General features: G+C 69.2%; 24 protein-coding genes and 1 pseudogene. 11 read left to right on the top strand and 14 right to left on the bottom strand.

Features of this window, described 5'->3' with window-relative positions; all coding sequences use genetic code 11:
- The first annotated feature begins 16 nt into the window (after positions 1-16).
- The 3 genes from LV780_RS00315 to LV780_RS00305 are packed head-to-tail and all read left to right on the top strand — an operon-like array spanning position 17 to position 2,372.
- The gene (locus LV780_RS00315; protein ID WP_011907133.1) at positions 17-547 is read left to right on the top strand and encodes a DUF721 domain-containing protein; all 531 of its coding nucleotides are present in this window, start codon (positions 17-19) and stop codon (positions 545-547) included.
- A gap of 11 nt (positions 548-558) precedes the next feature.
- The gene (locus tag LV780_RS00310; protein WP_011907132.1) at positions 559-1,230 is read left to right on the top strand and encodes a DsbA family protein; all 672 of its coding nucleotides are present in this window, start codon (positions 559-561) and stop codon (positions 1,228-1,230) included.
- Complete coding sequence (locus LV780_RS00305) at positions 1,227-2,372, top strand: CaiB/BaiF CoA transferase family protein (RefSeq protein ID WP_108219977.1); 1,146 nt, start codon at positions 1,227-1,229, stop codon at positions 2,370-2,372. The genes LV780_RS00310 and LV780_RS00305 overlap by 4 nt, the downstream gene beginning before the upstream one ends.
- Positions 2,373-2,384: 12 nt before the next feature.
- Here the strand turns inward: LV780_RS00305 and lpxK are convergent, their stop codons facing one another.
- The 4 genes from lpxK to LV780_RS00285 all read right to left on the bottom strand — a co-directional run bounded on the left by lpxK (position 2,385) and on the right by LV780_RS00285 (position 5,658).
- Positions 2,385-3,383, bottom strand: a complete 999-nt coding sequence (lpxK, locus tag LV780_RS00300; RefSeq protein ID WP_108219976.1) for a tetraacyldisaccharide 4'-kinase — start codon at positions 3,381-3,383, stop codon at positions 2,385-2,387.
- Positions 3,383-4,570 carry a 3-deoxy-D-manno-octulosonic acid transferase gene (locus tag LV780_RS00295; protein WP_108219975.1) on the bottom strand — a complete coding sequence of 396 codons (1,188 nt, stop codon included), beginning with the start codon at positions 4,568-4,570 and terminating at the stop codon, positions 3,383-3,385. The genes lpxK and LV780_RS00295 overlap by 1 nt, the downstream gene beginning before the upstream one ends.
- A gap of 12 nt (positions 4,571-4,582) precedes the next feature.
- Positions 4,583-4,828 (bottom strand): DUF4170 domain-containing protein, encoded by a 246-nt coding sequence (locus tag LV780_RS00290; protein WP_011907128.1) that lies wholly within the window; start codon positions 4,826-4,828, stop codon positions 4,583-4,585.
- 89 nt (positions 4,829-4,917) lie between these two features.
- Positions 4,918-5,658: an NYN domain-containing protein gene (locus tag LV780_RS00285; RefSeq protein WP_011907127.1), complete on the bottom strand. Its 741-nt coding sequence runs from the start codon at positions 5,656-5,658 to the stop codon at positions 4,918-4,920.
- Between the two features lie 212 nt (positions 5,659-5,870).
- On the opposite strand from LV780_RS00285, the gene LV780_RS00280 reads away from it, so the two are divergent.
- Together LV780_RS00280 and LV780_RS00275 are read left to right on the top strand one after the other, a co-directional pair.
- Positions 5,871-6,143, top strand: coding sequence for an I78 family peptidase inhibitor (locus LV780_RS00280; protein ID WP_011907126.1), 273 nt, complete (start codon positions 5,871-5,873; stop codon positions 6,141-6,143).
- 75 nt (positions 6,144-6,218) lie between these two features.
- Positions 6,219-7,823, top strand: a complete 1,605-nt coding sequence (locus LV780_RS00275) for a Y-family DNA polymerase (protein WP_108219974.1) — start codon at positions 6,219-6,221, stop codon at positions 7,821-7,823.
- A 51-nt stretch (positions 7,824-7,874) separates the two neighbouring features.
- On the opposite strand, the gene LV780_RS00270 is transcribed toward LV780_RS00275, so the two are convergent.
- Together LV780_RS00270 and LV780_RS00265 are read right to left on the bottom strand one after the other, a co-directional pair.
- On the bottom strand, positions 7,875-10,661 hold the full coding sequence (locus tag LV780_RS00270) for an error-prone DNA polymerase (RefSeq protein ID WP_101341057.1): 2,787 nt from the start codon (positions 10,659-10,661) through the stop codon (positions 7,875-7,877).
- Between the two features lie 159 nt (positions 10,662-10,820).
- A complete protein-coding gene (locus tag LV780_RS00265) occupies positions 10,821-11,087 on the bottom strand; it encodes a hypothetical protein (protein ID WP_108219973.1) in 267 nt (88 codons plus the stop codon).
- A 93-nt stretch (positions 11,088-11,180) separates the two neighbouring features.
- Between LV780_RS00265 and LV780_RS00260 the strand changes: the two are divergent.
- Together LV780_RS00260 and LV780_RS00255 are read left to right on the top strand one after the other, a co-directional pair.
- A pseudogene (locus tag LV780_RS00260) lies at positions 11,181-12,619 on the top strand (IS1182 family transposase).
- Positions 12,620-13,438: 819 nt separating this feature from the next.
- The gene (locus LV780_RS00255; RefSeq protein WP_146172320.1) at positions 13,439-14,065 is read left to right on the top strand and encodes a hypothetical protein; all 627 of its coding nucleotides are present in this window, start codon (positions 13,439-13,441) and stop codon (positions 14,063-14,065) included.
- Between the two features lie 254 nt (positions 14,066-14,319).
- On the opposite strand, the gene LV780_RS00250 is transcribed toward LV780_RS00255, so the two are convergent.
- The 6 genes from LV780_RS00250 to dapD form a co-directional block, all read right to left on the bottom strand.
- Positions 14,320-15,573, bottom strand: a complete 1,254-nt coding sequence (locus tag LV780_RS00250; RefSeq protein ID WP_108222218.1) for a lytic murein transglycosylase — start codon at positions 15,571-15,573, stop codon at positions 14,320-14,322.
- A gap of 196 nt (positions 15,574-15,769) precedes the next feature.
- Positions 15,770-18,022 carry a ribonuclease R gene (gene rnr / locus LV780_RS00245; RefSeq protein WP_117344866.1) on the bottom strand — a complete coding sequence of 751 codons (2,253 nt, stop codon included), beginning with the start codon at positions 18,020-18,022 and terminating at the stop codon, positions 15,770-15,772.
- A gap of 45 nt (positions 18,023-18,067) precedes the next feature.
- Positions 18,068-18,484: a GNAT family N-acetyltransferase gene (locus tag LV780_RS00240; protein ID WP_108222210.1), complete on the bottom strand. Its 417-nt coding sequence runs from the start codon at positions 18,482-18,484 to the stop codon at positions 18,068-18,070.
- A complete protein-coding gene (gene dapE / locus LV780_RS00235) occupies positions 18,481-19,623 on the bottom strand; it encodes a succinyl-diaminopimelate desuccinylase (RefSeq protein WP_108222216.1) in 1,143 nt (380 codons plus the stop codon). Before dapE ends, LV780_RS00240 begins: the two co-directional genes overlap by 4 nt.
- 56 nt (positions 19,624-19,679) lie before the next feature.
- The gene (locus tag LV780_RS00230) at positions 19,680-20,012 is read right to left on the bottom strand and encodes a hypothetical protein (RefSeq protein WP_011907117.1); all 333 of its coding nucleotides are present in this window, start codon (positions 20,010-20,012) and stop codon (positions 19,680-19,682) included.
- Positions 20,013-20,098: 86 nt separating this feature from the next.
- On the bottom strand, positions 20,099-20,923 hold the full coding sequence (gene dapD, locus LV780_RS00225) for a 2,3,4,5-tetrahydropyridine-2,6-dicarboxylate N-succinyltransferase (RefSeq protein WP_011907116.1): 825 nt from the start codon (positions 20,921-20,923) through the stop codon (positions 20,099-20,101).
- A gap of 83 nt (positions 20,924-21,006) precedes the next feature.
- Here dapD and LV780_RS00220 point away from each other — a divergent pair, with 83 nt between their 5' ends.
- Positions 21,007-21,813, top strand: a complete 807-nt coding sequence (locus LV780_RS00220; protein ID WP_108222208.1) for an LOG family protein — start codon at positions 21,007-21,009, stop codon at positions 21,811-21,813.
- Positions 21,814-21,829: 16 nt separating this feature from the next.
- Here LV780_RS00220 and LV780_RS00215 read toward each other — a convergent pair whose 3' ends face one another.
- Positions 21,830-22,171 (bottom strand): DUF2794 domain-containing protein, encoded by a 342-nt coding sequence (locus tag LV780_RS00215; RefSeq protein WP_108222206.1) that lies wholly within the window; start codon positions 22,169-22,171, stop codon positions 21,830-21,832.
- A gap of 292 nt (positions 22,172-22,463) precedes the next feature.
- Complete coding sequence (locus tag LV780_RS00210; protein ID WP_108222203.1) at positions 22,464-23,453, bottom strand: asparaginase; 990 nt, start codon at positions 23,451-23,453, stop codon at positions 22,464-22,466.
- 166 nt (positions 23,454-23,619) lie between these two features.
- Here LV780_RS00210 and LV780_RS00205 point away from each other — a divergent pair, with 166 nt between their 5' ends.
- The 3 genes from LV780_RS00205 to LV780_RS00195 all read left to right on the top strand — a co-directional run bounded on the left by LV780_RS00205 (position 23,620) and on the right by LV780_RS00195 (position 26,683).
- Positions 23,620-24,150, top strand: coding sequence for an invasion associated locus B family protein (locus LV780_RS00205; RefSeq protein WP_101341050.1), 531 nt, complete (start codon positions 23,620-23,622; stop codon positions 24,148-24,150).
- Positions 24,151-24,275: 125 nt separating this feature from the next.
- Positions 24,276-25,454 carry a 23S rRNA (adenine(2503)-C(2))-methyltransferase RlmN gene (gene rlmN / locus LV780_RS00200; RefSeq protein ID WP_108222202.1) on the top strand — a complete coding sequence of 393 codons (1,179 nt, stop codon included), beginning with the start codon at positions 24,276-24,278 and terminating at the stop codon, positions 25,452-25,454.
- Between the two features lie 14 nt (positions 25,455-25,468).
- A complete protein-coding gene (locus tag LV780_RS00195; protein WP_108222200.1) occupies positions 25,469-26,683 on the top strand; it encodes a winged helix-turn-helix domain-containing protein in 1,215 nt (404 codons plus the stop codon).
- Positions 26,684-26,685 lie beyond the last annotated feature (2 nt).

The raw sequence follows: 26,685 nt of genomic DNA, 5'->3' as shown, positions 1-26,685 counted from the left end.
GATCAGGAATGAACAGATGACCCGAGCCCCCGCTCCACCTCCAGCCAAGCAGAACCGCCGGATGCGCGGGTTCGAGGCGGCGTCGGGGCTGCTGCAGGAGCGGATCCGCAAGGCCGGCGAGAAGCGGGGCTTTGCCGTGACGCGGCTTCTCACCCACTGGCCCGAGGTTGCGGGCGAGGATCTGGCCCGCATCACCCGGCCGGTGAAGGTGGGCTACGGCGCCCGCGAGGGCTTTGGCGCGACGCTCACGATCCTTGTCTCGTCCGCCCATGCGCCGCTCGTGCAGATGCAGCTTCCGACCTTGAAGGAGCGGGTGAACGCCTGCTACGGCTATGCGGCGATCCACCGGATCGTGCTGACACAGACGGCACCTTCCGGTTTTGCCGAGGGGCAGGCCCTGTTCGATCCGGCCCCTCCGGCGCCCCGCGCCGCCGATCCGGTCGTCAAGGCGCGCGCGGCCGCGGCCGCCGATGGCGTGCAGGACGAGGGCCTGCGGGCGGCCCTTGAAAGGCTCGCCGAGAATTTCCTATCACGCTCCAAAGCATGAAGAGGCACGGAATGGTCAAGAAACTCGGGCTGGCGGCGCTGGCACTCACCACGGTCGCGGGCTTCGCGCTCTGGAACGGCGGCCGCGAGCCGGCACAGACGCTGCTGCCGCCGATGGCGGCCTCGGCGCAGGAAGCCGGCTCGTCCGAGACGGCCCCCGTGATCGAGGACATGGTGATGGGCGCCGAGGATGCGCCGGTCACGATCGTCGAATATTCCTCCTTCACCTGCCCGCACTGCGCCACCTTCGAGAAGGAGGTGCTGACACCGCTCAAGCGCGACTACATCGACACCGGCAAGGTGCGCTTCGTCTATCGCGAGGTCTATTTCGACCGCTACGGTCTCTGGGCCGCGATGGTGGCGCGCTGCGGTGGCGAGATGCGCTACTTCGGCATCGCCGATCTGATCTTTGACCAGCAGCAGGAATGGGTGACGAACGACCCGGCGCAGGTTGCGGAAAACCTCCGCAGAATCGGCAAGACGGCCGGGCTCGACGATGCGGCGCTCGACGCCTGCATGAACGATCAGGCCAAGGCCGAAGCGATGGTTGCCGCCTTCCAGAAGAACACGCAGGCCGACGACATCACCGCGACCCCCTCGCTGATCATCAACGGCACCAAGCATTCGAACATGGGCTACGACGAGCTGCGCAAGATCATCGAGGCGGAGCTGGCCAAGGGATGAGCACGCCCCTAGCCGGCGTCCGGGTCGTGGAACTGGCCCGGATCCTGGCCGGCCCCTGGGCGGGGCAGGTGCTGGCGGACCTTGGCGCGGATGTCGTCAAGGTCGAGGCGCCCGAGGGCGACGACACCCGTCGCTGGGGCCCTCCGTTCATCGAGCGCGAGGGCGACCGGTCCGCCGCCTATTTCCACGCCGCGAACCGCGGCAAGCGGTCGGTCACCGCCGACTTCCGCACGGCCGAGGGGCAGCAGATCGTGCGCCTTCTGGTGGCCGAGGCCGACGTCGTGATCGAGAATTTCAAGGTCGGCGGGCTTGCGAAATACGGGCTCGACTGGCCGTCGCTGCGCGAGGTGAACCCGCGCCTTGTCTATTGCTCGATCACGGGCTTCGGGCAGGACGGGCCCTACGCGCACCGGGCCGGCTACGATTTCATCATCCAGGGCATGGCCGGGCTGATGAGCGTGACCGGCGCGGCCGAGGGCCAGCCGCAGAAGGTGGGCGTGGCCGTCACCGACGTCTTCACCGGCATCTATGCCGCGACGGCGATCCTGGCCGCCCTCCACCAGCGGGCCAGCACGGGGCGCGGGCAGCAGATCGACATGGCGCTGATGGATGTGGCCACCGGCATCATGGCCAATCAGGCCATGAACTATCTCGCGACCGGCACGGCCCCGCGCAAGATGGGCAACGAGCATCCGAACCTCGCGCCCTATGCCGTCTTCGATTGCGCCGATGGCTGGATCATCATCGCGACGGGCAATGATGGGCAATACCGCAGGCTCTGCGGCTTGCTCGGGCTGCCGGGCCTCGCCACGGCGCCGGCCTTTCTCACCAACGCCGACCGGGTGGCGAACCGGGCCGAGCTGACGCGCGCGTTGACCGCTGTCACCTCGGGCTGGAGGAAGGCCGACCTGCTGGCCGCCTGCGAGGCCGAAGGCGTTCCCGCCGGTCCGATCAACGACATGGGCGAGGTGTTCGCCGATCCCCAGATCCTCCACCGCGGGATGCGCATCGCGCCCGAGGGGGTGCCGGGCGTGCGCTCGCCCTTCCGCTTCTCGGAGGCGGAGCTGGCGCTCGGCCGCCCGGCCCCGCGGCTTGGCGAGCATCAGGCCGAGGTGCTGGGCACCCCGGCGGAGCAGGACTGACGCGGCGGGGCCTCAGGCCTGCCGCGTCAGCCCCAGCCGGTCGAAGGCCGCATCGAGCGCGGTCCAGTCATCCAGCTCCAGCCGGACGGGAAGGGTCAGCACCTTCTGCCGGAACGAGGGCGGCAGGCGGACTGCGTCCTTTTCGGTCGTGACAAGCTGCGCCCCCAGCGCCATCGCCTCGATCTCGAGCCGCCGCATCAGCGCCTCGCCGAGGGGCTGGTGATCGTCGAGCGCCTCGGCGCGCAGAAGCACCGCGCCCTCGGCCCGCAGCGAGGCGAAGAACTTCTCGGGCCGGCCGATCCCGGCAAAGGCCAGAACGCGCGCCTCCTGCCAGTCCATTCCCATCTGCAAGGTGGCCAGCCGCCCCGTCAGCCGGGGCACCGGCAGCGCGGGCCAGTCCGCGGCGAAGCGGCGCTGCGCCTCGGCCTCGCCGATCGAGAGCAGCAGGTCGGCGCGCGCCAGACCCTCCGCCACCGGCTCGCGCAGCGGGCCTGCCGGCAGGCAGCGGCCATTGCCGAAGCCCACCGCGGCATCGACGACGACGACGGATAGATCCTTGACCACCGAAGGGTTCTGGAAGCCGTCGTCCAGCAGGATCGCCTGCGCCCCCGCCGCCTCGGCGGCCCGGACGCCCGCGGCGCGGTCGCGCGCGACCCACGCCGGGCCGAAGGCCGCCAGCAGCAGGGGCTCGTCGCCCACCTCGGCCGCGCGATGACGGCGCGGATCGACCTGCACCGGCCCCTCGAGCCGCCCGCCATACCCGCGCGAGACGACATGCGCGGCCACGCCCCGGTCGGACAGCCGTTGCAGGAGCGCGATGGCCGTGGGCGTCTTGCCCGTCCCCCCCGCGTTCAGGTTGCCGATGCAGATCACCGGCACGCCCGCGCGGTGCCCCTCGGCCCGCAGCCGCCGCGCCGTGGCCGCCGCATAGGCCCGCCCCAGGGGGGCAAGCAACCGCGCGGCAAGGGACGGACGGGCGGGCGGCGTGAACCAGAAGGCGGGCGGTCGCATCAGGGTTCCCTCTCCACAAGGCGGCCAGCCAGCGCCACCACCCGGTCGGTCACTTCCGTTCCTTCCGAGGCCACGGCCCAGCCCGCATGGGCCAGCCGCGCCACCCGGTCGGGCGCGAGCAGGTCGGCCAGCGCCTCGGCAAGATCGCGCGCCGTTTCCACCGTCATCGAGGCCCGCGCCGCCGTCAGCCGGCCCAGCGTCACGCCATGAGATCCAGCACGCGGCCCGTGAATCAGCGCCGATCCGAGCGAGGCCGCCTCCAGCGGGTCGAGCACGCAGCCGGTGCTGAGGCTGCCGCCCAGCCAGGTGACCTGCGCCAGCCGATACCAGAGGCCGAGTTCGGCCGCACCATCGGCGACGAAGACCTCGGTCTCGGCATCCGGCTCTTCGTCGGCGGCGCGGCGGGCAACCTTCCAGCCTTCGGCCTCGAACCGCTCGGCGAGGGGGCCCGCGCGGTCGGGCTCCTGCGGAACGACGATGAGAAGCATCCGGTGGGCGAGCTTCAGCGCCGCATGATGCGCCCCGATCACCGCGGCCTCCTCCTGAATCGGAAGGCCCGCCGCAAGCCAGACCTGCCGCGTGGCGAGCAGCCGGGCCATCGCCGCCCGCTCGGCCTCGGTGCAGGGCAGCGCGAGGCTGCCTTCTTCCAGCCGCCCGGCGACCTGCGTCACCTGTGTCGGGCTGCCGGCCTTGCGAAAGGCGCGCGCGGCCGCCTCGTCCACGGTGAAAATGTGGCTGAACCGCCCGAGCAGGTTGCGCATCTGCCCCGGCCACCAGCTTTCGCGCCCGGGCAGGATGCGCGGCGCCACGCCATCGACCAGCGCCAGCGGCACGCCCCGGTCCGAGGCGGCCTGGATCAGGGAAGGCCTCAGTTCACCCTCGGCCATGAAGGCCGCATCGGGCCGCCAGTGTTCCAGGAAGTCCGCCGCCGCGGCCTGCGTGTCGGGCGGCGGGGTCTGCACGATCAGGATGCCGCCCGAACTCACCGGGGCGTGGGTGGTCAGCAGGACCGGAAACCCCTCGTCGAGGATGATCCGGCGTCCGAGTTCGGCCATCGGCCGCGCCGACTCGCGCGAGGGCGCATGGAGCCAGACCAGCTTGCCAAGAGGGCGCTGGGGTCGGACCGGGCCCTCGGCGGGCTCACGCCGCAGGGCAGTCCCGAACGGGAGGCCGAAGGCGGTCGCCATGGGGGGATCTCGTCAGGCCCCCAGTTCCTCGGTGGCCGAGGCCGGCTGCTCTTCGTCGCGGAGGCGGTGGAGATGGGCAATGAAGTAACGCACATGCGCATCGTCCACCGTGCGCTGCGCCTCGGCCTTCCATGCGGTGTAGGCCGAGGCATAGTCGGGGAACATGCCGACGATATGGATGGCCTTCACGTCCTTGAACGCGTTCTTCGTCGGGCTGACGAGTTCGCCCCCGAACACGAGGTGAAGACGCTGGGCCATGGCGTTGCTCCTTTGACTGGCGGAATGTCGCGCACCCTAGACGATGCGCCGCAGGGGTCAAGGAGCCAGAGGCCGCCGGCCCTGCCGTCTCAAGCGAGGTCGCGGGCGAGAAGCTGCCCTCCGGGGCCGGCCTTCACCTCGAACCGGCTGATCTTCTTGATGAGATCCGACAGTTTGGCCGAACCATAGGTCCGGGTGTCGAAATCGGGATTCGCCTGCGTGATGAACTGGCCGACCTGGCCGAGCGTGTACCATTCGCCGTCGGGGTCGATGGCGCGCATGGCGGCCACGATCAGGGGGATCGCCTTCATCGGCTCTTCCTTGCCGCGCTGCGCGGGCGCCTGCTGCGGTTCGTCCGCCGGGCGCGGCCCGCGCGCCGGAGGCTCGTCCGAGCCGAGGTTCTCCACATAGATGAACCGCTTGCAGGCCATGCGGAAGGCTTCGGGGGTCTTCTTCTCGCCGATGCCATAGACATCGAGCCCCTGCTCGCGGATGCGGGCGGCGAGGCGGGTGAAGTCGCTGTCGGACGAGACCAGCACGAACCCGTCGAACAGCCCCGAGTGCAGGAAGTCCATCGCCGCGATCACCAGCCCGATGTCCGAGGCGTTCTTGCCCTTCGTGTTCGAAAACTGCTGATCCGCGACAAGCCCCAGCGCGGCCACCTTCTTGGCCCAGGCATTGAGGCGCATCGCCGACCAGTCGCCATAGATCCGGCGCACCGAGGCTTCGCCCAGGGCCGCGATCTCCTCGAAGATGGCCTCGGCGTAGTTGGCGGGCACGTTGTCTGCGTCGATCAGCACGCAAAGGCGAGGGGCGCGGGGTTCGGACATGATCGCTCCTGTTTTCCCCTTCCTGCCCCAAACGCTGCATCGGCGGAAGCCCGGAAACGCGGCCTTGGGTGACGTGGGCGGATCGTGCCCCGGCCCCTCGGTCGCCCGCGCACCTTCACGGAGGCGTCATCGGGCCTCTGCCGCGCCCGCGTCGGCTTGTGTCGGGATGCGCGCCCGACTAGTTTGCGCGCCGTTCGACCGGAGACCTCGACATGCGCCGCACACTTCTTCTCCTTTCCGCCGTTGCCAGCCTGTCGGCTTGCAGCAAGAAGGAAACCGAGATCATCCTCCCGACAGACAGCTGCGGCGCGGTTCGGCTGCAGGGCCTTGTCGGCCAGCCGGCCGAAGTGCTCGAGACGATCCGCTTCACCCAGCCGGTCCGGCTCGTGCGGCCGGGAGAGGCCGTGACGATGGATTTCAGCCCCCACCGGCTGACCGTCGAGGCGAACGAAGCCGACCGGATCGTCCGGCTGGCCTGCGGCTGATCCCGTCCCGGAGTCGGTGACTCGACTCCGTTCCATGGCCTGCGGTATCCTGAACGAAACAGGAACAACATGGCAATGGCACAGCGACGGATTCTCTGCCTCTGGTTTCCCCGGCTCGCGGCCGAGCGGGTCCTGCGGCGGCGCGACGATGCGCTGCCGCCCCCTTTCGCGGTGGTGGGAGAGCGGCGGGGGGCGCAGGTCCTCACCTCTGTCTCGACCGAGGCCGAGGCGCTGGGGCTGGGGCCCGGACAGGGCCTTCGTGACGCCACCGCGATCTGCCCGCATCTTGTCACCGCCGCCGAAGACCTGCCGGGCGAGGCGGCCTTCCTGACCGTGCTCCGCCGCTGGGCGGGAAAGTTCTCGCCTTGGGTGGCCGAGGAGCCCCCGGCGGGGCTGACGGTCGATCTGACCGGCTGCGCCCATCTGTTCGGCGGCGAGGAAAAGCTGCTCGGCGTGGTCGAGGCGGATTGCGCGGCGCTCGGCCTGACGGTGCGGGCGGCGGTCGCCGATACGCCCGGCGCGGCCTGGGCGCTGGCCCGCCATTCCGGGCGCGCGGCCCCGGCCCTCCGCAGCGGGGACGCGATCGAGCAGGAGGCCCATGCCACACGGTCACGCGCGACGAAGCGCCGGAGGCTGGCCCCGCCCACCGGCGGGCCCCTCGGCGTGATCGCCGCCCCCGGCCACATGCGGCAGGCGCTGGCCCCGCTGCCGGTCGCGGCGCTCCGGCTGCCGGACGGGGCGGCCGAGTCGCTGGCCCGGCTCGGCCTGCGCCATGTGGGCGACCTGCTCGACCTGCCGCGGGCCGCGCTCGCCCGGCGCTTCGGCACGGCCGTGCTGCGCCGGCTCGATCAGGCCCTGGGTTTCGAGCCCGAGCCCGTCTCACCCGCCCGCGCGCCGCTGCATTTCGCGGTGCGGCTGACGCTGCCCGATCCGATCGGCCTGCGCGAGGATGTGGAGGCCGGCCTCGACCGGCTGCTCCCCCCGCTCTGCGACCGGCTGAAGGAGAAGGAGCGGGGCGCCCGCCGGGTGCGGCTGCAGGCCTTTCGCACCGACGGGCAGGTGCCGACAATCGAGATCGGCCTGGCCCAGCCCGCCGATACGCCCGACCGGATCCGCCCGCTGCTGGCCCTGAAGCTCGAGACGATCGACGCGGGGTTCGGGATCGACATGCTGCGGCTTTCGGCCATCGAGACGGAACCGATGGTGACAACGCCCCATCGCGGGCCCTCGTCGGCCGCACGTCAGGCCGATGCGCTGGCCGATCTCGTGGGCCGGCTCGGGGCGCGGCTGGGAACCGAGGCGGTGACGCGGCTGCATCCGGCCGAGAGCCATGTGCCTGCGAAATCCGCCTTGATCCTCGCCGCCGCCTGGTCCGAGCCTGCCGGCCCCTGGCCCGAACCGCACGCCCCCCGCCCGCTGGTCCTTTTCCCGCCCGAGCCCGCCGAAGCCGAGGGCTCTCCTCCTTCGCGCATCCGTTGGCGCCGCCGCGAGCGCCGGATCATCCGCGCCGACGGGCCCGAGCGCATCCTGCCGGAATGGTGGCTCGACGATCCCCAGTGGCGCAACGGCCCCCGCGACTACTGGGTGGTCGAACTCGACGGAGGCGAGCGGATCTGGCTCTTCCAGGCGCTTGGGGGGCTGCTGTCGGGCGGCTGGTGGGTCGAGGGTGAAATGGCCTGACACAGACCCGCCCCCGTGATCCGTCCGGCCGGGCCGGAGGCAAGGGCCCGTTCAGAGCAGGTGCCGCAACAGCGCCATCGGATGCGCCCGGAGTGTCAGGCGAAAGGCGGCGTAATCCTCGACCACCTGCTCACCCAGCGTCATCTCGCGCAGGGCGACCGCGGGTTCGACGATCCCCTCGCCATCCATGTCGCCGGAAAAGAGCGGCAGCGGCTTGTCCCCGGTCAGCGCGCGCGCCTGCCACAGGGCCTCGCGCCGCGAGAGACCGAGGGCCGCGAAACAGTCGGCCTCGGCCAGCCGGGTCACGGTGGCGGGCGGGGTCCCCGCCCGGCGCCAGACATCCTCGACCGCGCGGTAGCCGTTGCCGCGGGCCCCGACGATCCAGAGCGCCTCCTCCTCGGCCACGCCCCTGATCTGGCGCAGCCCCAGCCGGAGCGCCAGACGCCCCCGTCCGTCCGGCTCCATCACATTGTCCCAGCGGCTGGCGTTGATGCAGGGCGGCAGCACCGTCACCCCGTGGGCGCGGGCGTCCCGCACGATCTGCGCCGGCGCATAGAAGCCCATCGGCTGCGAGTTCAGCAACGCGCAGGCGAAGATGCCGGGGTGGTGGCACTTCAACCAGGCCGAGGCATAGACGAGGAAGGCAAAGCTTGCCGCGTGGCTCTCGGGAAAGCCGTAGGAGCCGAAGCCCTCGATCTGCGCGAAACAGCGGGCGGCGAACTCCTCGTCGTAGCCGTTGGCGCGCATCCCCTCCATGAAGCGGTCCTTCAGCGCCGTCACGTTGCCGTGCTTCTTGAAGGTGGCGAGCGCGCGGCGCAGGCGGTCGGCCTCGTCCGGGGTGAAGCCCGCGCCGATGATGGCGATCTGCATCGCCTGCTCCTGAAAGAGCGGCACGCCCAGCGTCTTGCCCAGCACCTCTCCCAGCGCGTCCGAGGGGAAATGGACATCCTCTTCGCGGTTGCGGCGCCGGATGTAGGGATGGACCATGTCGCCCTGGATCGGACCGGGGCGGATGATGGCGACCTGGATCACGAGATCGTAGAAGCGGCGCGGCCGCATCCGGGGCAGGAAGTTCATCTGCGCCCGCGACTCGACCTGGAACACGCCCAGCGAATCCGCCTGACAGAGCATGTCGTAGGTCGGCCCGTCCTCCTGGGGCAGGGTGGCGAGCGTGTAGCGCGTGTGGTGGTGCATCTCGATCAGGTCGAACGCCTTTCGGATGCAGGTCAGCATGCCCAGCGCCAGCACATCCACCTTGAGGATGCCCAGCGCGTCGATGTCGTCCTTGTCCCAGCAGATGACCGTCCGATCCTCCATCGCCGCATTCTCGATCGGCACCAGCTCGTCCAGCCGTCCCTCGGTGATCACGAAGCCGCCCACATGCTGCGAGAGATGGCGGGGAAAACCCTGGATCTCGTCGATGAGTTGCAGGGTCAGCCAGAGCCTCCGGTCGTTCGGATCAAGGCCGATCTCGCGCAGGCGCTGCTCGGTCAGGGCGCCGGGCCCGCCCCATCCCCAGATCTGGCTCGACATGGCGGCGAGCGTGTCCTCCGAAAGCCCCATCGCGCGGCCGACCTCGCGCACCGCCCGTTTGCCGCGATAGTGGATCACGGTGGCGCAAAGGCCGGCGCGATGCCGCCCGTAACGCTCGTAGATGTGCTGGATCACCTCCTCGCGCCGCTCATGCTCGAAATCCACGTCGATGTCGGGCGGCTCGTTCCGCGCCTCGGACACGAAGCGCTCGAAGACCATGGTGCCGATCTCGGGGCTGACCGAGGTCACGCCCAGCGCATAGCAGACGATGGAATTGGCGGCCGAGCCGCGGCCCTGGCAGAGGATGCCCCGGTCCCGCGCGAAGCGGACGATGTCATGGACGGTGAGGAAATAGGGCTCGTAGCCGAGCTTGCCGATCAGTTCCAGCTCGTGCCGCGCCTGGGCCGCAACCTTGTCCGGCACGCCCGACGGATAGCGCCAGTCGAGACCCTCGCGCGTCAGCCGGGCCAGCCGGTCCGAGGAGCTTTCGCCCTCGGCGATCTCGGAGGGATATTCATAGCGCAGCTGGCTCAGGCAGAAGCCGAGCCGCCCGGCGATCTCGCCGCTGCGGAAGACGGCCTCCTCATGGCCGGGATAGAGGCGCAGCATCTCGGCCTCGGACCGGATGCGCTGCTCTCCGTTCGCCAGCGCCCGCCGGCCGAGTTCCTCCACCCGGCAGCCGGTGCGGATCGCCGTCAGCACGTCGGCCAGCCGCCGCCGCGCGCCATGATGCAGGATCGGCAGGCTTGAGGCCACGGCCGGCACCCCGAGCCGCGCGGCCAGCGCCGCGAGCCGCTCGAACCGGGCCCGGTCCTGCCCCGCATACTGGGGGGCAAGGATCAGCCCGACCCGCCCGGGGCAGGCCTCCGCCAGCCGCCCGGCCAGGGCCCGCCACTCCGGCGCAAGACGCGCCGGCGGATGGAGCAGCAGCTCCTGGCCTTCGGCATGGGCCAGCAGATCCCCAAGGCCCAGATCGCAGCCCCCCTTGGGCGCCGCCCGCCGCCCAAGGGTCAGCAGGCGGCAGAGCCGGCCCCAGGCGGCGCGGTCCCGGGGCAGGACGGTCACGGCGACACCCTCACGCACCACGACCCGAGCCGCCGGGACAAGGCGCGGGGCGGTGCCCGTCTCGCGCGCGATCTCTTTGGCCTCGCAGAAGGCGCGCACGATCCCGGCGACCGAGTTCTCGTCGGCAATCGCCAGCGCAGGCAAGCCGAGAGAGGCGGCCCGCCGCATCAGCTCCTCGGGATGCGAGGCGCCGGTGAGAAAGGTGAAATTCGACGTGGCCGACAGTTCCACGAACGGCATGGCAGTGCCCGAGTCGCCTGAACGAAAAGGGAACATACCTTGCGTGGGAGCGGAAGGGGAGTCCCTCCTGGCCCAGCCCCTGACCGTAAATGTTGAAGCTCGCGGCCCCTGGCTGCGAGCTTCTTGCGTTCAGCCGATTGGCTGAGCCAACACAGGCGATCACAGCAGGTCCCGTTCATAGATTCGGCCTTTCGCGAGTCCTATGCGCATCGCGGGCGTCTTCCGATCGACACCTGGCTCCATCCAGTTGTGGTAGAAGCGGTAGATCTCGACGAGCTTCGACAGAATGACCGGGTCATAGAGGTGGTGGCGTCCCCAGGTCCGCCCGTGGCTATTCGTCGACACCTGAGGTCGACTCGCGAAACGCACATTCGAGCGGAAGCGGTGGAAATAGCTATCGACGCTCCGAAGCGTGGCCAGACGCATTAACTTCGCCGTCTCCTCGATGGTCAGGTTTGGGACGAGGCTGTGTGGAAACCCCTACCTGTGGTAGACTTTCTGAGGTCGGAGGGGTTCGGGATGGCAGGTTTCATCGAGGGCGCCGAGCGCAGCCAGACGGTGCTGTTTCCGGATCGGCTTGAGGATTGGATCAGCGAGGATGCCCTTGTGCGCGTCGTCGATCTCTTCGTTGACGAACTGGATCTGGCGGAACTCGGCTTCGTCCGATCGGCTGCGGCACGCACGGGTCGGCCGGGGTATCACCCGGCCGTGCTGCTCAAGCTGTTCATCTACGGGTACCTGAACCGCATCCCGTCGAGCCGCCGACTGGCCGGGAGGCCGGCCGCAACGTCGAGGTGATGTGGCTGACCGGCAAGCTGGTGCCCGACCACAAGACCATCGCCGACTTCCGGCGCGACAATGCAGCTGCCATCCGCAAGACCTGCGCGCAGTTCGTCGAACTCTGCCGCCGGATCGGCGTGCTGAAGGGCGACTGCGTCGCCATCGACGGAAGCAAGTTCAAGGCGGTCAACAACCGCGACAGGAACTTCACCAAGGGCAAGATCGCCAGCCGGCTGACCCATCTCGAAGCGGATGTCGCGCGCTGCATCAATGAGATGGTCCGGATCGACCGGCAGGAGGAGGGAGAGGCGCGGGCGGAGAAGGTTGCCCATCTCGCCCGCCGCTACGGCCGCATCCGGCGGGAAATCGAGCGGCTGAAGGCGATGGACAAGGCCTTGGCCGACGCACCGGACGGGCAGATCTCGCTGACTGATCCTGATGCCCGTGCGATGGCGACCAGTGCCAGGAACAGCGGCCTGGTCGGATACAACGCGCAGTGCGCGGTCGATGCCGAGACGCACCTGATTGTCACCCATGATGTCACCAACCACGGCTTCGACCGCGACCAGCTGAGCCCGATGGCGACGGCGGCCAGGGAGGCTCTTGGTCACGACGACCTGCACGCAATCGCCGACAAGGGCTATTTCAGCGGCACCGAGATCCTCGCCTGCCATGAGGCCGGCATCACCACGACCGTGCCGCGGCCCATGACCTCCGGCAACGAGGCCAAGGGCATGTTCGTGAAGACGGACTTTCTCTACGACCCGGCGCGCGACATCTACACCTGCCCGGCTGGCAACGGGTTGACCTACCGCGGCACCCGCGAGGAAGGCGGCCTGCAGGTCCGCCGATACTGGATCAACGACTGCCAGACCTGTCCCATCCAGCGCCGCTGCACGAGCGGCACGGAGCGGCGGATCACCCGTTGGGAGCACGAGCACCTGATCGACGCGATGCGGGAACGCCGCGCCCGCGATCCCGACCCGATGACGCTCCGGCGCTGCACGGTCGAGCATGTTTTCGGCACCCTCAAGGCCTGGATGGGCACGACCCATTTCCTGACGCGGCGTCTGAAGAACGTCCGGACGGAGATGGCGCTGAACGTGCTGGCCTACAACATGAAGCGGATGATCTCGTTGATCGGTGCCCGGCGCCTGATGGAGGCGATTCCCGGCTGATCGGCGGAAACGAGCGCCGCTATTTGCAACGAGGAGCCCCACGCGGCTCCTGCCGCCGCCGAACCATCCCCCAGATCCGCTTGCCGGAAATCCCACCCTACAGGGCGCAGGGCCGTTCCTAACGAACGTCAGGCCGGGAGTTTCCACACAGCCTCGGCCATCTGTCAGCAGGAGAACGCGCTTGTTGGGCTCGCTCTTGGTCGAGAAAGGATCGGAGAACCAGCCGCCGATGGGCGTGCCTGCGAGCCGGGTCGCGATCTCGGCATCGACGATCTTGGCGTAGAACTCGGACGGGATCAGGTTCAGTTCCGCGGGGCTGAGGCCGGTTGATCTACAGAGGTCTTCACGACCCTCGGCGACAACCGAGTTCCTCTTGTCGTTCGTCATCGCCTTGTCGAAGTCGATGACTGCCAGATGGGCGCGGCCGGCACAAATCTCGGGTTGGAAGACAGCCTGAAAAGCGAGCTTCAGCCCCGCGTCGCCATCAATCACGAAGATCAGCGGCACCTCCCCCTCGCCAATATGCTCACACAGACGGAGCGCGTGGGCAATCTGCATGATGTCGTAGCGCAACATCGAGCCCGTCGCCGGTAATCCGTATTCCTCGACCTCTGCAAGGCCGGCCGCCTTGGCCAAGCGAACCAGATGCGCATCAAACTCGGATTTCGTCCAGATGCGGGCGTGGTCGCGGTATGCTGTCGAGATATGGTCTTCCGCAGCTGCCGCAGCCTGTGCCTCGGCTTCCTTGGGCGAGACCGCCGGGTCCAGCTGGAATGACGCTTCCATGATGAAGCCGGAGCGAGCGTGCGCGGTGCAAAGATGCTGAAACACCACAGGGAAGCGACGCTTCCGGCTGGGCCAGTTGATCGTCAGGGCCTGGCTGTCGGGGGCAAACCTGGAACCCGCATCGCGAAAGTCGATACGACCGAAGTCCTCTCGCCGGGCAACGAAACCCTGAACCCGTTCGAAGTAGAAATCGACCCGCCGGTAGATGTCGCGATAGGCGAGGCCAGAGATCCTGGACATCTTGGCGAACGACAGGTCATTGCAGAGCATATCCAGGACGAGGCGGTTCTTGTCGGAGCGCTTGTGCCTCCGAGCAGGCTTTCCGACCGAGAAGGTCTTGCCGCAGCCTTTGCAACGCCAACGCGCATCCCCGCCCTTCGTCTTGCCGAAGCGCTGATACATCCCGGGATGGGCAGCGATCGAAAGGCCGTGGTTCGCGCAGTCGGTGTTGCGACAGGCAGGAGCGGATGGGTCAGTCGAACGGATTCTCCGCAGCCGCTCGACCTCCTCGGCAACTGCGCGGTTGTTCTTCAACCGATGGGTTGTCCCGCAACTGTCGCACTGGTAATACTCCTCGTGCTTCTTGCCGGAAACGGCACCACGAGGAACTCCGGGCAGAGCTGGTTCGGAACCATTGGGGCGCTTGAACGGGTCCGGTAATATGCCATACTCGGCGCAGGCCGGATTGCGGCAGAAGTTCAGGTCGATCCCCGCCACCGGATACGGCATTCTCCGTTCCAGTGGCGCTGACAATGTTCCCGAAGATATCTTCGAAACGCTCGACACCAGTCTTCTCCCATTCGGATATCGGTCAAGCGTTGTCTCAAAGGCAAGATTGGCCGCAGTGCGGCCAATCAAAGGAGCTTTTTCAACATTTACTGTCAGGGGCTGGCCCTCCGTGCCGGCCCTTCGGCTCAGGCCCCCTCGCGCAGCCGGTTCAGGATCGCCTCGTTGGCATAGCCGTCGGCGACGAGACCCCGCGCCGCCTGCCAGGCCCGAAGGGCCGCGAGCGTGTTCGGCCCGATCATCCCGTCCGCACCGCCCGTGTCGAAGCCCGCCGCCGTCAGCAGCCGTTGCAGCTCGGTCCTCTCGGCCGCAGCCAGCGCCCGGTCGCCCCGCGGCCAGCCGCCCGTGAAGGCAGGCCCGCCCTTCAGCCGGTCGGCAAGATGGCCCACGCCGATCACATAGGCATCGGCCGGATTGTAGCGCGAGATCGCGCGGAAGTTCGGATAGATCAGGAAGGCCGCCCCCTGCGCCCCGGCCGGCAAGAGAAGCGCGGCCTCGCCCGCCGGCAGCGGTGCGCCATCGGGCCGGCGGAGGCCGAGTGCCTGCCACTGCCCGACAGGCTGGCGCAAGGCCTTGCCGCTCCGCGCGAAGTCGAAGCCCGGGGGCAGCCGCACCTCGACGCCCCACGGCTCGCCCGTCCGCCAGCCCGAACCGGCCAGATAGGCCGCCGTCGACGCCAGCGCATCCGACGGATCCTCCGACCAGATGTTGCGCCGCCCGTCGCCGGTGAAATCCACCGCATGGGCAAGGTAGGAGGTCGGCATGAACTGGGTATGCCCCATCGCCCCCGCCCAGCTTCCGGTCATCGCCTCGGGACGCACGTCGCCACTGTCGAGGATCTTCAGCGCCGCGATCAGCTGCTCCTCGAAGAAGGCGGCGCGCCGCCCGTCATGGGCCAGCGTCGCCAGCGCCCCCACCAGCGGATGATCGCCGCGCCGCGTCCCGTAGGAGGTCTCCATCCCCCAGACCGCCACCACGATCTCCTTCGGCACGCCGTAGCGCGCCTCGATCCGCTCGAGCAGCGCCCCGTGCCGCACCAGCGCCGCCCGCCCGTTGGCGATCCGCACCTCCGAGACGGCTGAGTCGAGATAATCCCAGAGTGTCCGGTTGAACTCGGCCTGGTTGCGGTCGCGCGCCACGGCCTCGGCGTCGTAGCGCACGCCCCGGAAGGCCGCGGCCAGGGTCTCGGGCCGGATCCCCGCCGCCAGCGCCCGCGGGCGGAACTCGACGATCCACCCTTCAAGCCCGGCCTGCGCCTCCCGTTCCGCCTCGGTCACCGTCACCTCCCCGCGCGCCACCGGCCGCTGCGACCCTGCCGCCGGATCCGCCACCACGGGCGAAGCCGCCACCACCAGACCCAGTCCGAGAAGAAGTTTCCGCACCATCTGCCCCATCCCTGCCCTCGCTCTTGTCGTTTTGGCAACCCTAGCGCGAAACGCCCCACCCGAAAAGCGCAAGCCCATGCCCCGATGCCGGCAACCGCCGGATCCGGCGCAACTCCCTCCTCTCACTCTGGAAAAATATCCTCGGGGGGCGCGGGGGGCAGACAGCCCCCCGCCCTGGCCGTGGCGCGGCCCGTCACCGCCGCGTGCGCAACACCCGGCGCTTCGCCTTCCCGGCCCTTGCCGCGTCACGGGCGGGCTTGCGGGGCGCCGACCGGCCACGCCGCCGCTTGGGGGCGGGCAACCCCCGATCCTCGACCGTCAGAAGTTCCAGCGTCAGCCCCCCCGTCAGCGGCACGGCTTCCGCAAGGCGCACCGTCACCCGCTGCCCGATGCCCAGGACGGTTCCCGTATCCGCGCCCATCAGGGTCTGGCTCTCGGGATCGAAATGGAAGAACTCGCGCCCCACGGACCGGATCGGGATGAGACCGTCGGCCCCGCTCTCGTCGAGTTTCACGAACAGGCCGAACCGCTGCACCCCCGAGATCCGACCGGCGAATTCCGCCCCCACCCGGTCCGAGAGCCAGGAGGCGAGGTAGCGGTCGGTCGTATCCCGCTCGGCCGCCATGCTGCGCCGCTCGGTGTCCGAGATCTGCTTGGCCGTCTCTTCCAGCATCTCGATGTCCTGGGCCGACAGCCCGTCATCGCCCCAGCCATGCGCAAGGATCAGCGCCCGATGCACGATCAGATCCGAATAGCGACGGATTGGCGAGGTGAAATGCGCATAGCTGCGCAGCGCCAGACCGAAGTGGCCGAAGTTCTCGGCATGATAATAGGCTTGGGTCATCGAGCGCAGCGTGGTGATGTTCAGCAGCTCGTCGAACTCGGTGCCCTCGGCCTGAGCCAGAAGCCGGTTCAGATGCGCGGTCTTCAGCACCTGCCCCTTGGCCAGCGTGAAGCCGGAGGCCTCGGCCACCTCGCGCAGCGCCTCGAGCTTGTCGGGCGACGGCTCCTCATGGACGCGGAACAGCAGCGGCCGGCGCAGGCGCGTCAGTTCCTCGGCGGCCGCGACGTTCGCCAGCACCATGAATTCCTCGATCAGCCGATGGGCGTCGAACCGCTCGCGGAAGGCCACCGACAGCACACGCCCGTCCTCCGACAGCTCGATCCTGCGCTCGGGCAGGTCGAGGTCGAGCGGCTGGCGCACCGCGCGGGCGTGCTTGAGCGCCCGGTAGGCCTCGTAGAGCGGCCGGATGATGGTCTCCAGGAGCGGCGCCGTCGCCTCGTCGGGCTGGCCGTCCTGCGCCTTCTGCACCTGCGCGTAGTTCAGGCTTGCGCGCGAGCGCATCATGCCCCGCGTGAAGCGGTGAGAGATCTTCTCGCCCTGCGCCGAAAGCCGCATCCGCACGGCCATGCAGGGCCGGTCCACCTCCTCGTGCAGCGAACAGAGATCGCCCGACAGCGCATCCGGCAGCATCGGCACGACGCGGTCGGGGAAGTAGGTGGAGTTGCCGCGCTCGCGCGCCTCGCGGTCGAGCGCCGAACCGGGACGGACGTAGTGGGCCACATCGGCGATGGCCACCCAGACGACATGGCCGCCCGGATTCTGCGGATCGGGGTCGGGCTCGGCCAGCACCGCATCGTCCCGGTCGCGCGCATCGACCGGATCGATGGTGACGAAGGGCAGGTGGCGCAGATCCTCGCGCTCGCCCATCGGCGCGGGGCCCGCAGCCTCGGCCTCGGCCAGCACGGCGTCGGGGAAGCTGTCGGGGATGCCGTGCTGATGAATGGCGATCAGCGACACCGCGCGCGGACCCGCCGGATCGCCCAGCCGGGACGTCACGCGGGCCAGCGGCAGGCCGAGACGGCGCGGCCCGACCTGCTCGGCCTCGACCAGTTCGCCGTCACGGGCCCCCGCCGCGCCGTCGCGCGCCACGCGCCATTCCTTGTCCTCACCCTTGTCGATCGGCAGGATCCGCCCGCCATCCGCACTCGCCCGGAAGATGCCGAGGATCCGTGGCTTCGCGCCCCCGAGCCGCCGGATCAGCCGCGCCTCGTGGCTGTGCTCCTCGCCCTCGACCTCGGTCAGCCGGGCGAGGATGCGCTCGCCCTGCGCCATCGCGGGATCGCCCTTCTTGGGCACGAAGAGGATGCGGGGCGGCTCGCCCTCGGCGTCCCATTCCAGCGGCCGGGCGAAGAGGTCGCCCTCGGCGTCCGGGCCCGTGATCTCGAGCACCGAGACCGGCGGCAGGGCGCCTTGCGGGGCGAAGCTGCGCTTGCGTTTTTCCAGCGCGCCATCCGCCTCCATCTCGCGCAGGAGGCGCTTCAGCTCGATGCGCGCGGCACTGCCCTTGATGCCGAAGGCGCGGGCAATGTCGCGCTTCGCGGAAAGGGCGGGGTTCTGGGCGATCCAGTCGAGGATCTGGGCTTTGGAGGGCAATTGGTCCATCGTTCTGGCCTAGCACGGGCCGCGGGACTCGTCATCCGCAAAGCCTCAGAGGTCCAGCACCATGTCGCGGTGGGGGATGCCCGCGTCGAGATAATCCTGGCCCACCGGCCGGAAGCCCAGCTTGGCGTAGAACCCCATGGCGTGGGTCTGCGACCCGAGCCTGAGCTGGCGGAGGCCCGGCTCTTGCCCAAGTTCGGCCACCGCGGCACGGATCAGGGCCGCGCCGACGCCCCTGCCCCGGCATTCGGCCAGCACGCAGACCCGGCCGATCTTGCCGGTCTCGCCCCGGATCAGCAGGCGCGCGGTGCCGACCGCCCGGCCGTCGTCGGTGGCCAGCAGATGGATCGCCTCACCGTCCAGATCGTCGATCTCGTCGGCCTCGGACACGCCCTGCTCCTCGATGAAGACCGCCCGCCGCAGCGCCCGGCAGGCATCGACGTCACGCGTGCGTTCGATCTTCATGTGAAATAATCTTTCAGGATGCGCTTGTAGATGGCCTTGAGCGGTTCGATCTGCGCCACCTCGACCCGCTCATCGACCTGATGCATGGTCTTGCCGACGAGGCCGAACTCCACCACCGGGCAATGGGCGCGCACGAAGCGCGCGTCCGAGGTGCCCCCCGAGGTCGAGGGCTCGGGCCGGAGGCCGGTCTCGGCCTCGACCGCACGGGCCACAAGCTCCGAAAGCTCGCCCGGCGGCGTCAGGAAGCTCTCGCCCGAGATCTTCGCGCTGAGGCCGATCTCGACCCCGGTCTCCGCCGCCACCTCCGCGGCCTCCTGCTCAAGCCAGCGGATCAGGCTGGCGCCGCTGTGCCGGTCGTTGAAACGGATATTCACCGTGGCCCGGCAGAGCGCCGGGATCACGTTGGTGGCCGGGTTGCCGGTGTCGATGGTGGTCACGGCAAGCGTGGAGGGATCGAAATGCTCGGTGCCCTTGTCCAGTTCGTGCGAGGAGAGTCGGTCGATCAGCCGCGCCATCGCCGAAACCGGGTTCTTCGCCCGCTGCGGATAGGCCGAATGACCCTGCACCCCGCGTGCGGTGAAAAAAGCCGTCATCGAGCCGCGGCGGCCAATCTTCATCATCTCGCCCAGCCGCTCGGGGCAGGTCGGTTCCCCCACGAGGCAGACCGTCATCGCCTCGCCCTCGGTCGCCATCCAGTCGAGAAGGGCCGTCGTCCCGTCCACCGAGTCGCCCTCCTCGTCGCCGGTGATCGTCAGGATCACGGCCCCGTCGGGCGGTGTCTCCTGAACGAAATCCACCGCCGCCGCCACGAAGGCCGCAACGCCCGACTTCATGTCGGTGGCGCCCCGCCCCCAGAGCCAGCCGTCCGCGATCTCGCCGCCGAACGGGTCGCGGGTCCAGGCGGCGGCATCGCCCACCGGCACCACATCCGTATGGCCGTTGAAGCCGAAGGTCCGGTTGGCGCCCTTGCGCCCCCAGCGCGCAAAGAGGTTCGGCACGCCGTTCCGGTCCACCCGCCGGCAGTCGAAACCCGCCTCGGTCAGGATCCGCTCGAGCAGGACGAGCGCCCCGCCCTCCTCGGGCGTCACCGAGGGGCAGCGGACGAGGTCGGCGGTCAGCGCGACGGGATCGAGGGGCATCTGGGTCTCCGGGCAGATCGGTGCGGTCGCCGCCGTCGGGGCGATCCGCAAACGGGTCAGTCGTAGAAGGGCGTCACCTGCGCCACGACGACCGAATTCTCGGCAAGCGCCCTCTGCATCAGCGCGCGCTCTTCCTCGTCGATCTCGTCGCCATTGGCGAGCCGCTCTTCAAGCGTGCCGTAGCCCGACACATCCAGCGGCGCCATCTCGGCGGTCTTGAGCAGCGCCACCGTCTCGCGCACGGCCTCGGCCTCGTCCACGCCGCTGGCGTAGCAGATGAGGGCCGCGCCGGTGGCATCCTTCGGAAGCCCGTCCCCCTCACAGCGGCCGACCTCGATCACCAGCGTATAGACCTGCTGCGGCCGCTTCGGCTTCTTCTCGTCCGCCATGGGCGTCCCTCCCTTGGTCTCCGGCACGGGTTCGCAGGAAACGGCGGCCCGCGCAAGGGCGCCACCTCCTGCGTCCGCCCGCCGGATCAGTCGCGCAACAGCTCGTTGATCGAGGTCTTCGACCGCGTCTGCGCATCGACGCGCTTCACGATCACCGCGCAATAGAGGTTCACCCCGCCCTTCGACGGCATCGAGCCCGCGACGACGACCGAACCGGCCGGGACCTCGCCATACATGACCTCGCCGGTCTCGCGGTCCACGATCTTCGTCGACTTGCCGATGAAGACCCCCATGCCCAGCACCGAGCCTTCGCGGACGATGCAGCCCTCGACCACCTCCGAGCGGGCGCCGATGAAGCAGTTGTCCTCGATGATCGTCGGCCCCGCCTGCATCGGTTCCAGCACGCCGCCGATGCCCACGCCGCCCGAGAGATGCACGTTCTTGCCGATCTGCGCGCAGGAGCCGACGGTGGCCCAGGTGTCCACCATCGTGCCTTCATCGACATAGGCGCCGAGGTTCACGAACGAAGGCATCAGCACCACGCCCTTGGCGATATAGGCCGAGCGGCGGACGATACAGTTCGGCACCGCGCGGAAGCCCGCGGCCTTCCACTGCGCCTCGCCCCACTGGGCGAACTTGCTGTCCACCTTGTCCCACCAGGTGCCGCCCTGCGGGCCGCCCGTCTGCACGTCCATGTCCTTCAGCCGGAAGCCGAGCAGCACCGCCTTCTTGGCCCACTGGTTCACATGCCAGTCGGCGCCGCGCTTTTCGGCGACCCGCAGACTGCCCTTGTCGAGCGCCTCGAGCGTCGCCTCGACGGCGTCGCGCGCCTCGCCCTTGGTGGCGGGGGTGATCGTGTCGCGCGCCTCCCAGGCGGCTTCGATGGCGGCTTCGAGCGCGGAATACGACATGCGGATCACCCTTTTTCGTGGTTCTTTACCCCCGAAGCCTATAAAGGCTGGCCCCATTCGCCGCAATGCGCCGAAGGATCATCATGAAAGACGACCGCCGCCACCCGTTCCGCGACAGTTCGCAGGACATGGAAACCGCCCATCGCGTGCCGGACACGCCGCAAAGCCGCGCGCCCGCCTACCGGCTCGCCTTCGCGGACCCGGAATTTCTCATGCGGGACGAGTTGCGTCCCGTGCGCCTTCAGCTTGAGCTGATGAAACCGCAGATCGTGATGGACGAGCGTGGGATCGTCTCGACGGTCGTCATGTTCGGGGGCGCCCGCATCCCCTCGCCCGAGCGGAAGGACAGCACGACCGAAGGGCTGGCCTCGCTGGCACCCTACTACGAGGAAGCGCGGAAATTCGCCCGCGCCGTGACAGAGCGCAGCATGGAAACCTACGGCCGCGAACTCGTGATCGTCACGGGCGGCGGGCCCGGCGTGATGGAGGCGGGGAACCTCGGCGCGCATGAGGCGGGCGGCCAGTCCATCGGGCTGAACATCGTGCTGCCGCACGAACAGGCGCCGAACGCCTATGTGACGCCGGACCTGTCGTTCAACTTCCACTATTTCGCGGTGCGCAAGATGCATTTCCTGATGCGCGCCCGCGCGGTCGTGGTCTTTCCGGGCGGCTTCGGCACGCTTGACGAGATGTTCGAGAGTCTGACGCTGATCCAGACCAAGCGGATGAAACCGATCCCGTTCCTGCTCTTCGGGCGCGATTTCTGGGAGAAGATCATCAACTGGCAGGCGCTGGCCGAGATCGGGACCATCTCCCCCGAGGATCTGCGGCATTTCCGCTTTGTCGAGACCGCGGACGAGGCGCTGGACGCTCTGGACGAATGGGAGTGACGGCCCTCCCGCCGCGTCACTCCACCGGCCGGATCAACTTTCTCTCCAGCACGCGCAGCACCTGCGCCAGATCCTGGCCGCGCCGGAGGATCTGGCCATCCATGCCGACCACCGCATACATGCCCTGCCGCCCGCGCAACCGGGGCCTTTTCTCAATCCGATAAAGGGCATTCTCGGCCGTGCGCCGGAAGATCGAGAAGACCGCCACGTCGCGCAGATGCGAGATGCCGTAGTCGCGCCACTCGCCCAGCGCCACCATGCGGCCATAGAGGGCCAGGATCCGCCCCAGCTCGTGCCGGTCGAAGCTCACCTGATCGGGGAGGTGCGAAGCGAACGGGTTCGGCGGCTGCACGGTCATGTCACGAGGCTGACGCAATCGGCGAGGCATGGCAAGCCCGCTTGCCCGCCACCGCGCGGCTATCCGGACACCTCCTGCCGGGCGGCCGCGAGAGCGCCCGAAAAACGCCCCGGATCGACCGTTGCGCGGCCGCATTCCTGCGGCAACTTCCCGTCACGTAGCGAGTGACCGGACACCCGGCGGCGGCACAAGCTGTCCCCTGTCTGCCGCCGGCCCGGCATAAGAGACCCGCGGAAGCCCCGCTCTGCCGGGGCTTCCGTCGGCCCATTGCCCTGGGTCGCGGCGCCCGGACTCAGGCAAAGCCCTCGGCCTTGCGGATGATCCCGGTCTCGATGCCGCGCCAGTTGCTCTGCACCGCGTTCAGCCGCTTGAGCGTGGCCGGATGCCCGGCGTCCAGCATCCCATGCCGCACCAGAAGCGCCGCAATGGCGGCCTCGGAGGCGCGGGTCGCGCCATCGACGATCTTCAGCGCGATTCCCAGCCGCTTTTCCGGCACGATGGCGACAAAGACCGCCTCGGCGCCAGTCTTGATCGCGGCCCGCCCGCGCATCGCGCGCATCAGCTCGGTGCAGGCGCGTCCCTCTCCGGCGACCAGATCGGGATGGGCGATCATGGCCTCGACCAGCCGCGCGGCCGCCCTCTCACGCGCACCGCCGCCCGCGGAGGCCGCGGCAAAGAAGGCCATCGCCCGCGCCAGCCCCGCAACCGTGGTGGCAAAGTTCGGCGCCGAGCAGCCGTCAATCCCGAAGCCCGGGCTCTCCTCGCCCGTCACCTCCTCGAAGGCGGCGCGCACCGCACGCTGCACCGGATGGTCGATCTCGACATACTCCGGCCCGGCCTTCAGACGCTGCGAGAGCATCAGGAACCCGGCATGTTTGCCCGAGCAGTTGTTGTGAAGCTGGCACGGCGCCTCATGCGCCCGGACCAGCCGGTCACGCTCGGCCACGTCGGCGGGCATGTGGGCCCCGCACCGCAGGTCGCCCTCACCCAGTCCCAGCTCCGAGAGCCAGCGTCCGACCTGACGGGTGTGACGCTCCGACCCCTGATGGCTCGCACAGGCCAGCGCCAGACGCTCGGACGACAGACCCTCGCCCGCGCCGCTCTCCAGCAGGGGCAGCGCCTGCAGCATCTTGCAGGACGAGCGGGGGAAGATCACCGTCTCCGGCTCGCCCCAATGCTCGATCAGGCCCGCATCCGCGCTCCAAACCGCCGCATGACCGACATGCCAGCTTTCGAGCAGGCCGCCGCGCCAGAGTTCGACCATCTTCACGGGACCTGTCATGGCTCCTCTCACAGCTGCGCGATTTTGTGCCCAAGGGGGCTTTTTACCGGCCCGATGCTTGCGCTATGAAGCGTTATCGGGTTGAAACGGCCTGCGCTACTGGAAAAGGTCGCCTCAAGGCGGCGTAGAGCGGGCAGAGGCACTGGCAGCTGGAGGCTGTAACGACATGAGAACCACGATGGGGCGCCTGCTTCCGGCGGCGGCGATTGTGCTCGCCGGTCTCGCGACGGGTGCGGCCGCGCAGACTTCCAACAATCTGGTTGCGACCAAGACGGACTGGAGCGTGTTCGCCGAGAATTCGCCCAAGGAATGCTGGGGCGTCTCGATGCCGAAGCAGACCGAGGCGACGCGGGACGGCAAGGCCGTCTCGGTGCGGCGCGGCGACATCCTGCTGTTCGTGACCTATCGCCCCGGCTCTGGCGCGAAGGGCGAGGTCTCCTTCACCGGCGGCTATCCCTTCGCCCCGGGATCGACTGTCAATGTCAATATCGGCGGCACCACCTACGAGTTGTTCACCGACGGCGAGTGGGCCTGGCCGGCCAATCCGCAGGATGATGCGTCGCTGCTCGCCTCGATGAAGCGCGGCAGCACGGCCGTTCTCACGGCCCGCTCGGCCCGCGGCACCCAGACCAAGGACACTTTCTCGCTCTCGGGCTTCACGGCGGCCATGTCCGACGCCGAGACGCGCTGCAAGTAAGCACGGCTGCGATGCGGCCCTGTCGAGCCCCGGCCAGTGCCGGGGCTTCGTCATGTCGCGCGGCGGGTTCCGTTTCAGCGCCGAATCCCCTATATCAGGCGCTTCCCGCTTCCCGAGGCATTGCCATGACCGCCACCGCTCCGATCACCCAGGACGTAATGACCCTTCCGCGCAAGCTGCCCGAGGGCGGCCCGCTCAACATCGTGGGCCTCACGCGCGAAGAACTGATGGCGGCCCTCCTCGCCGCCGGCACGCCCGAGCGGCAGGCCCGGATGCGCATGGGACAGGTCTGGCAGTGGGTCTATCACTGGGGCGTGCGCGACTTTGCGCAGATGACGAACCTCGCCAAGGACTACCGCGCGCTGCTGGCCGAGCATTTCGCCATCGTCCTGCCCGAGGTGGTGACCCGGCAGATCTCGGCGGACGGCACGCGGAAATATCTCATCCGGATCGCGGGCGGGCACGAGGTCGAGACCGTCTATATCCCCGAGGAAGGCCGCGGCACGCTCTGCGTTTCCTCTCAGGTGGGCTGCACGCTGACCTGCTCCTTCTGCCACACCGGCACGCAGAAGCTGGTGCGCAACCTGACGGCGGGCGAGATCGTGGGCCAGCTCATGCTCGTGCGCGACGATCTCGGCGAATGGCCCGAGCGGGGCGCACCCAAGGACGAGACGCGGCTTGTGTCGAACCTCGTGCTGATGGGCATGGGCGAGCCTCTCTACAATTTCGAGAATGTTCGCAACGCGATGAAGGTGGTGATGGACGGCGAGGGCCTCTCGCTCTCGCGTCGGCGGATCACGCTCTCGACCTCGGGCGTCGTGCCCGAGATCGCGCGCACGGCCGAAGAGATCGGCTGCCAGCTTGCCATCTCGTTCCACGCCACGACCGATGAGGTGCGCGACATTCTCGTTCCGATCAACAAACGCTGGAACATCCGCACGCTTCTCGACAGCCTGCGCGACTATCCGCGGCTGTCGAACTCCGAGCGGATCACCTTCGAATATGTCATGCTCGACGGGATCAACGACAGCGACGCTGACGCGCGGCGGCTGGTCAAGCTGATCTCGGGCATCCCCTCCAAGATCAACCTGATCCCCTTCAACGAGTGGCCGGGCGCGCCCTACCGCCGCTCGACGCCCGAGCGGATCGCGGCCTTCGCCGACATCATCTACAAGGCGGGCTATGCCTCGCCGATCCGCACCCCGCGCGGCGAGGACATCATGGCGGCCTGCGGCCAGCTCAAGTCCGCGACCGAGCGCGCCCGCAAGAGCCGGGCCCAGATCGCCGCCGAAACCGGCCTCTGACCGGGCCGGCGGCCGTGATCCTCTCCAATCCGCTTGCGCGCCGGCTGTTCCTGCATCTTCACGCCCTTGCCGAGCCGCCGACCGGCCCGGCCAAGGGCGAGGCGCTGCTGGCGCTGATCGACCGGCTGGGCTTCGTGCAGATCGACAGCATCTCGACCGTCGCCCGCGCGCACCACATGATCCTCTTCGCGCGCCGGCAGGCTTACCGGCCCGAGGCGCTCGACCGGCTGCTCGCGCAGCGGCACCTGTTCGAGCACTGGACCCATGACGCTTCGGTGATCCCCACCCGTTTCTTCCCCTTCTGGCACCACCGCTTCCGGCGCGACCGGCCGCGCCTGCTCGCCCGCTGGCGCGGCTGGCAGCGCGAGGGTTTCGAGGAACAGTTCGAGACGGTCCTTGCGCGGATCGCCGAGGGCGGGCCGGTCTCGGCCGCCGAGGTGGGCGAGGAAGAGCAGCGCGGCACCGGCGGCTGGTGGGACTGGCACCCGTCGAAGGCGGCGCTCGAATATCTGTGGCGGGTGGGCGAGCTGTCGATCACGCGCCGCGACTCGTTCCGAAAGGTCTATGATCTGTCCTCGCGCGTGATTCCGGCCGACGTCCTTGGCATGGACCCGGGCGATGCGGCCACGATCCACTGGGCCTGCTCCGAGGCGCTGGACCGGCTGGGCTTCGCCACCTCGGGCGAACTGGCCGCCTTCTGGGCCGCGGCGACCCCGGCCGAGGCGCAGGCCTGGTGCCACGACGCGCTGGCGCGCGGCGAGATCGTCGAGGTCCGAATCGAGGGAGCGGACGGCAGCCTTCGCCGCAGCTATGCCCGCCCGGGTCTCGCCGCACTGGCCGAGGCCGCTCCCGATCCCACGCCCCGCCTGCGCATCCTCTCGCCCTTCGATCCGGTGCTGCGCGACCGCGCCCGCGCCGAGCGGCTGTTCGGCTTCCGCTACCGGATCGAGGTCTTCGTCCCCGAGGCCAAGCGCACCTACGGCTATTACGTCTTCCCGATCCTCGAGGGCGACCGGCTGATCGGCCGGATCGACATGCGCGCCCACCGCGAGAGCGGCGGCCTGCGCATACGCGCGCTCTGGCCCGAGGCGGGGGTGCGGCTCGGCTCGCGCCGCTTGGGGCGGCTCGGGGCCGAACTCGACCGGCTGGCCCAGTTCGCGGGCTGCGATCAGGTCACGTTCGAGCCCGACTGGCTGCGCGAGACCCTGCCCGAAGCATCGGACGGATAGCG

This window comes from Cereibacter azotoformans (assembly GCF_021391315.1).
In the GTDB taxonomy this organism is placed as follows: domain Bacteria; phylum Pseudomonadota; class Alphaproteobacteria; order Rhodobacterales; family Rhodobacteraceae; genus Cereibacter_A; species Cereibacter_A azotoformans.
Note: the sequence above shows the minus strand (reverse complement) of the source record. Positions and strands in the feature narration are given on the sequence as shown.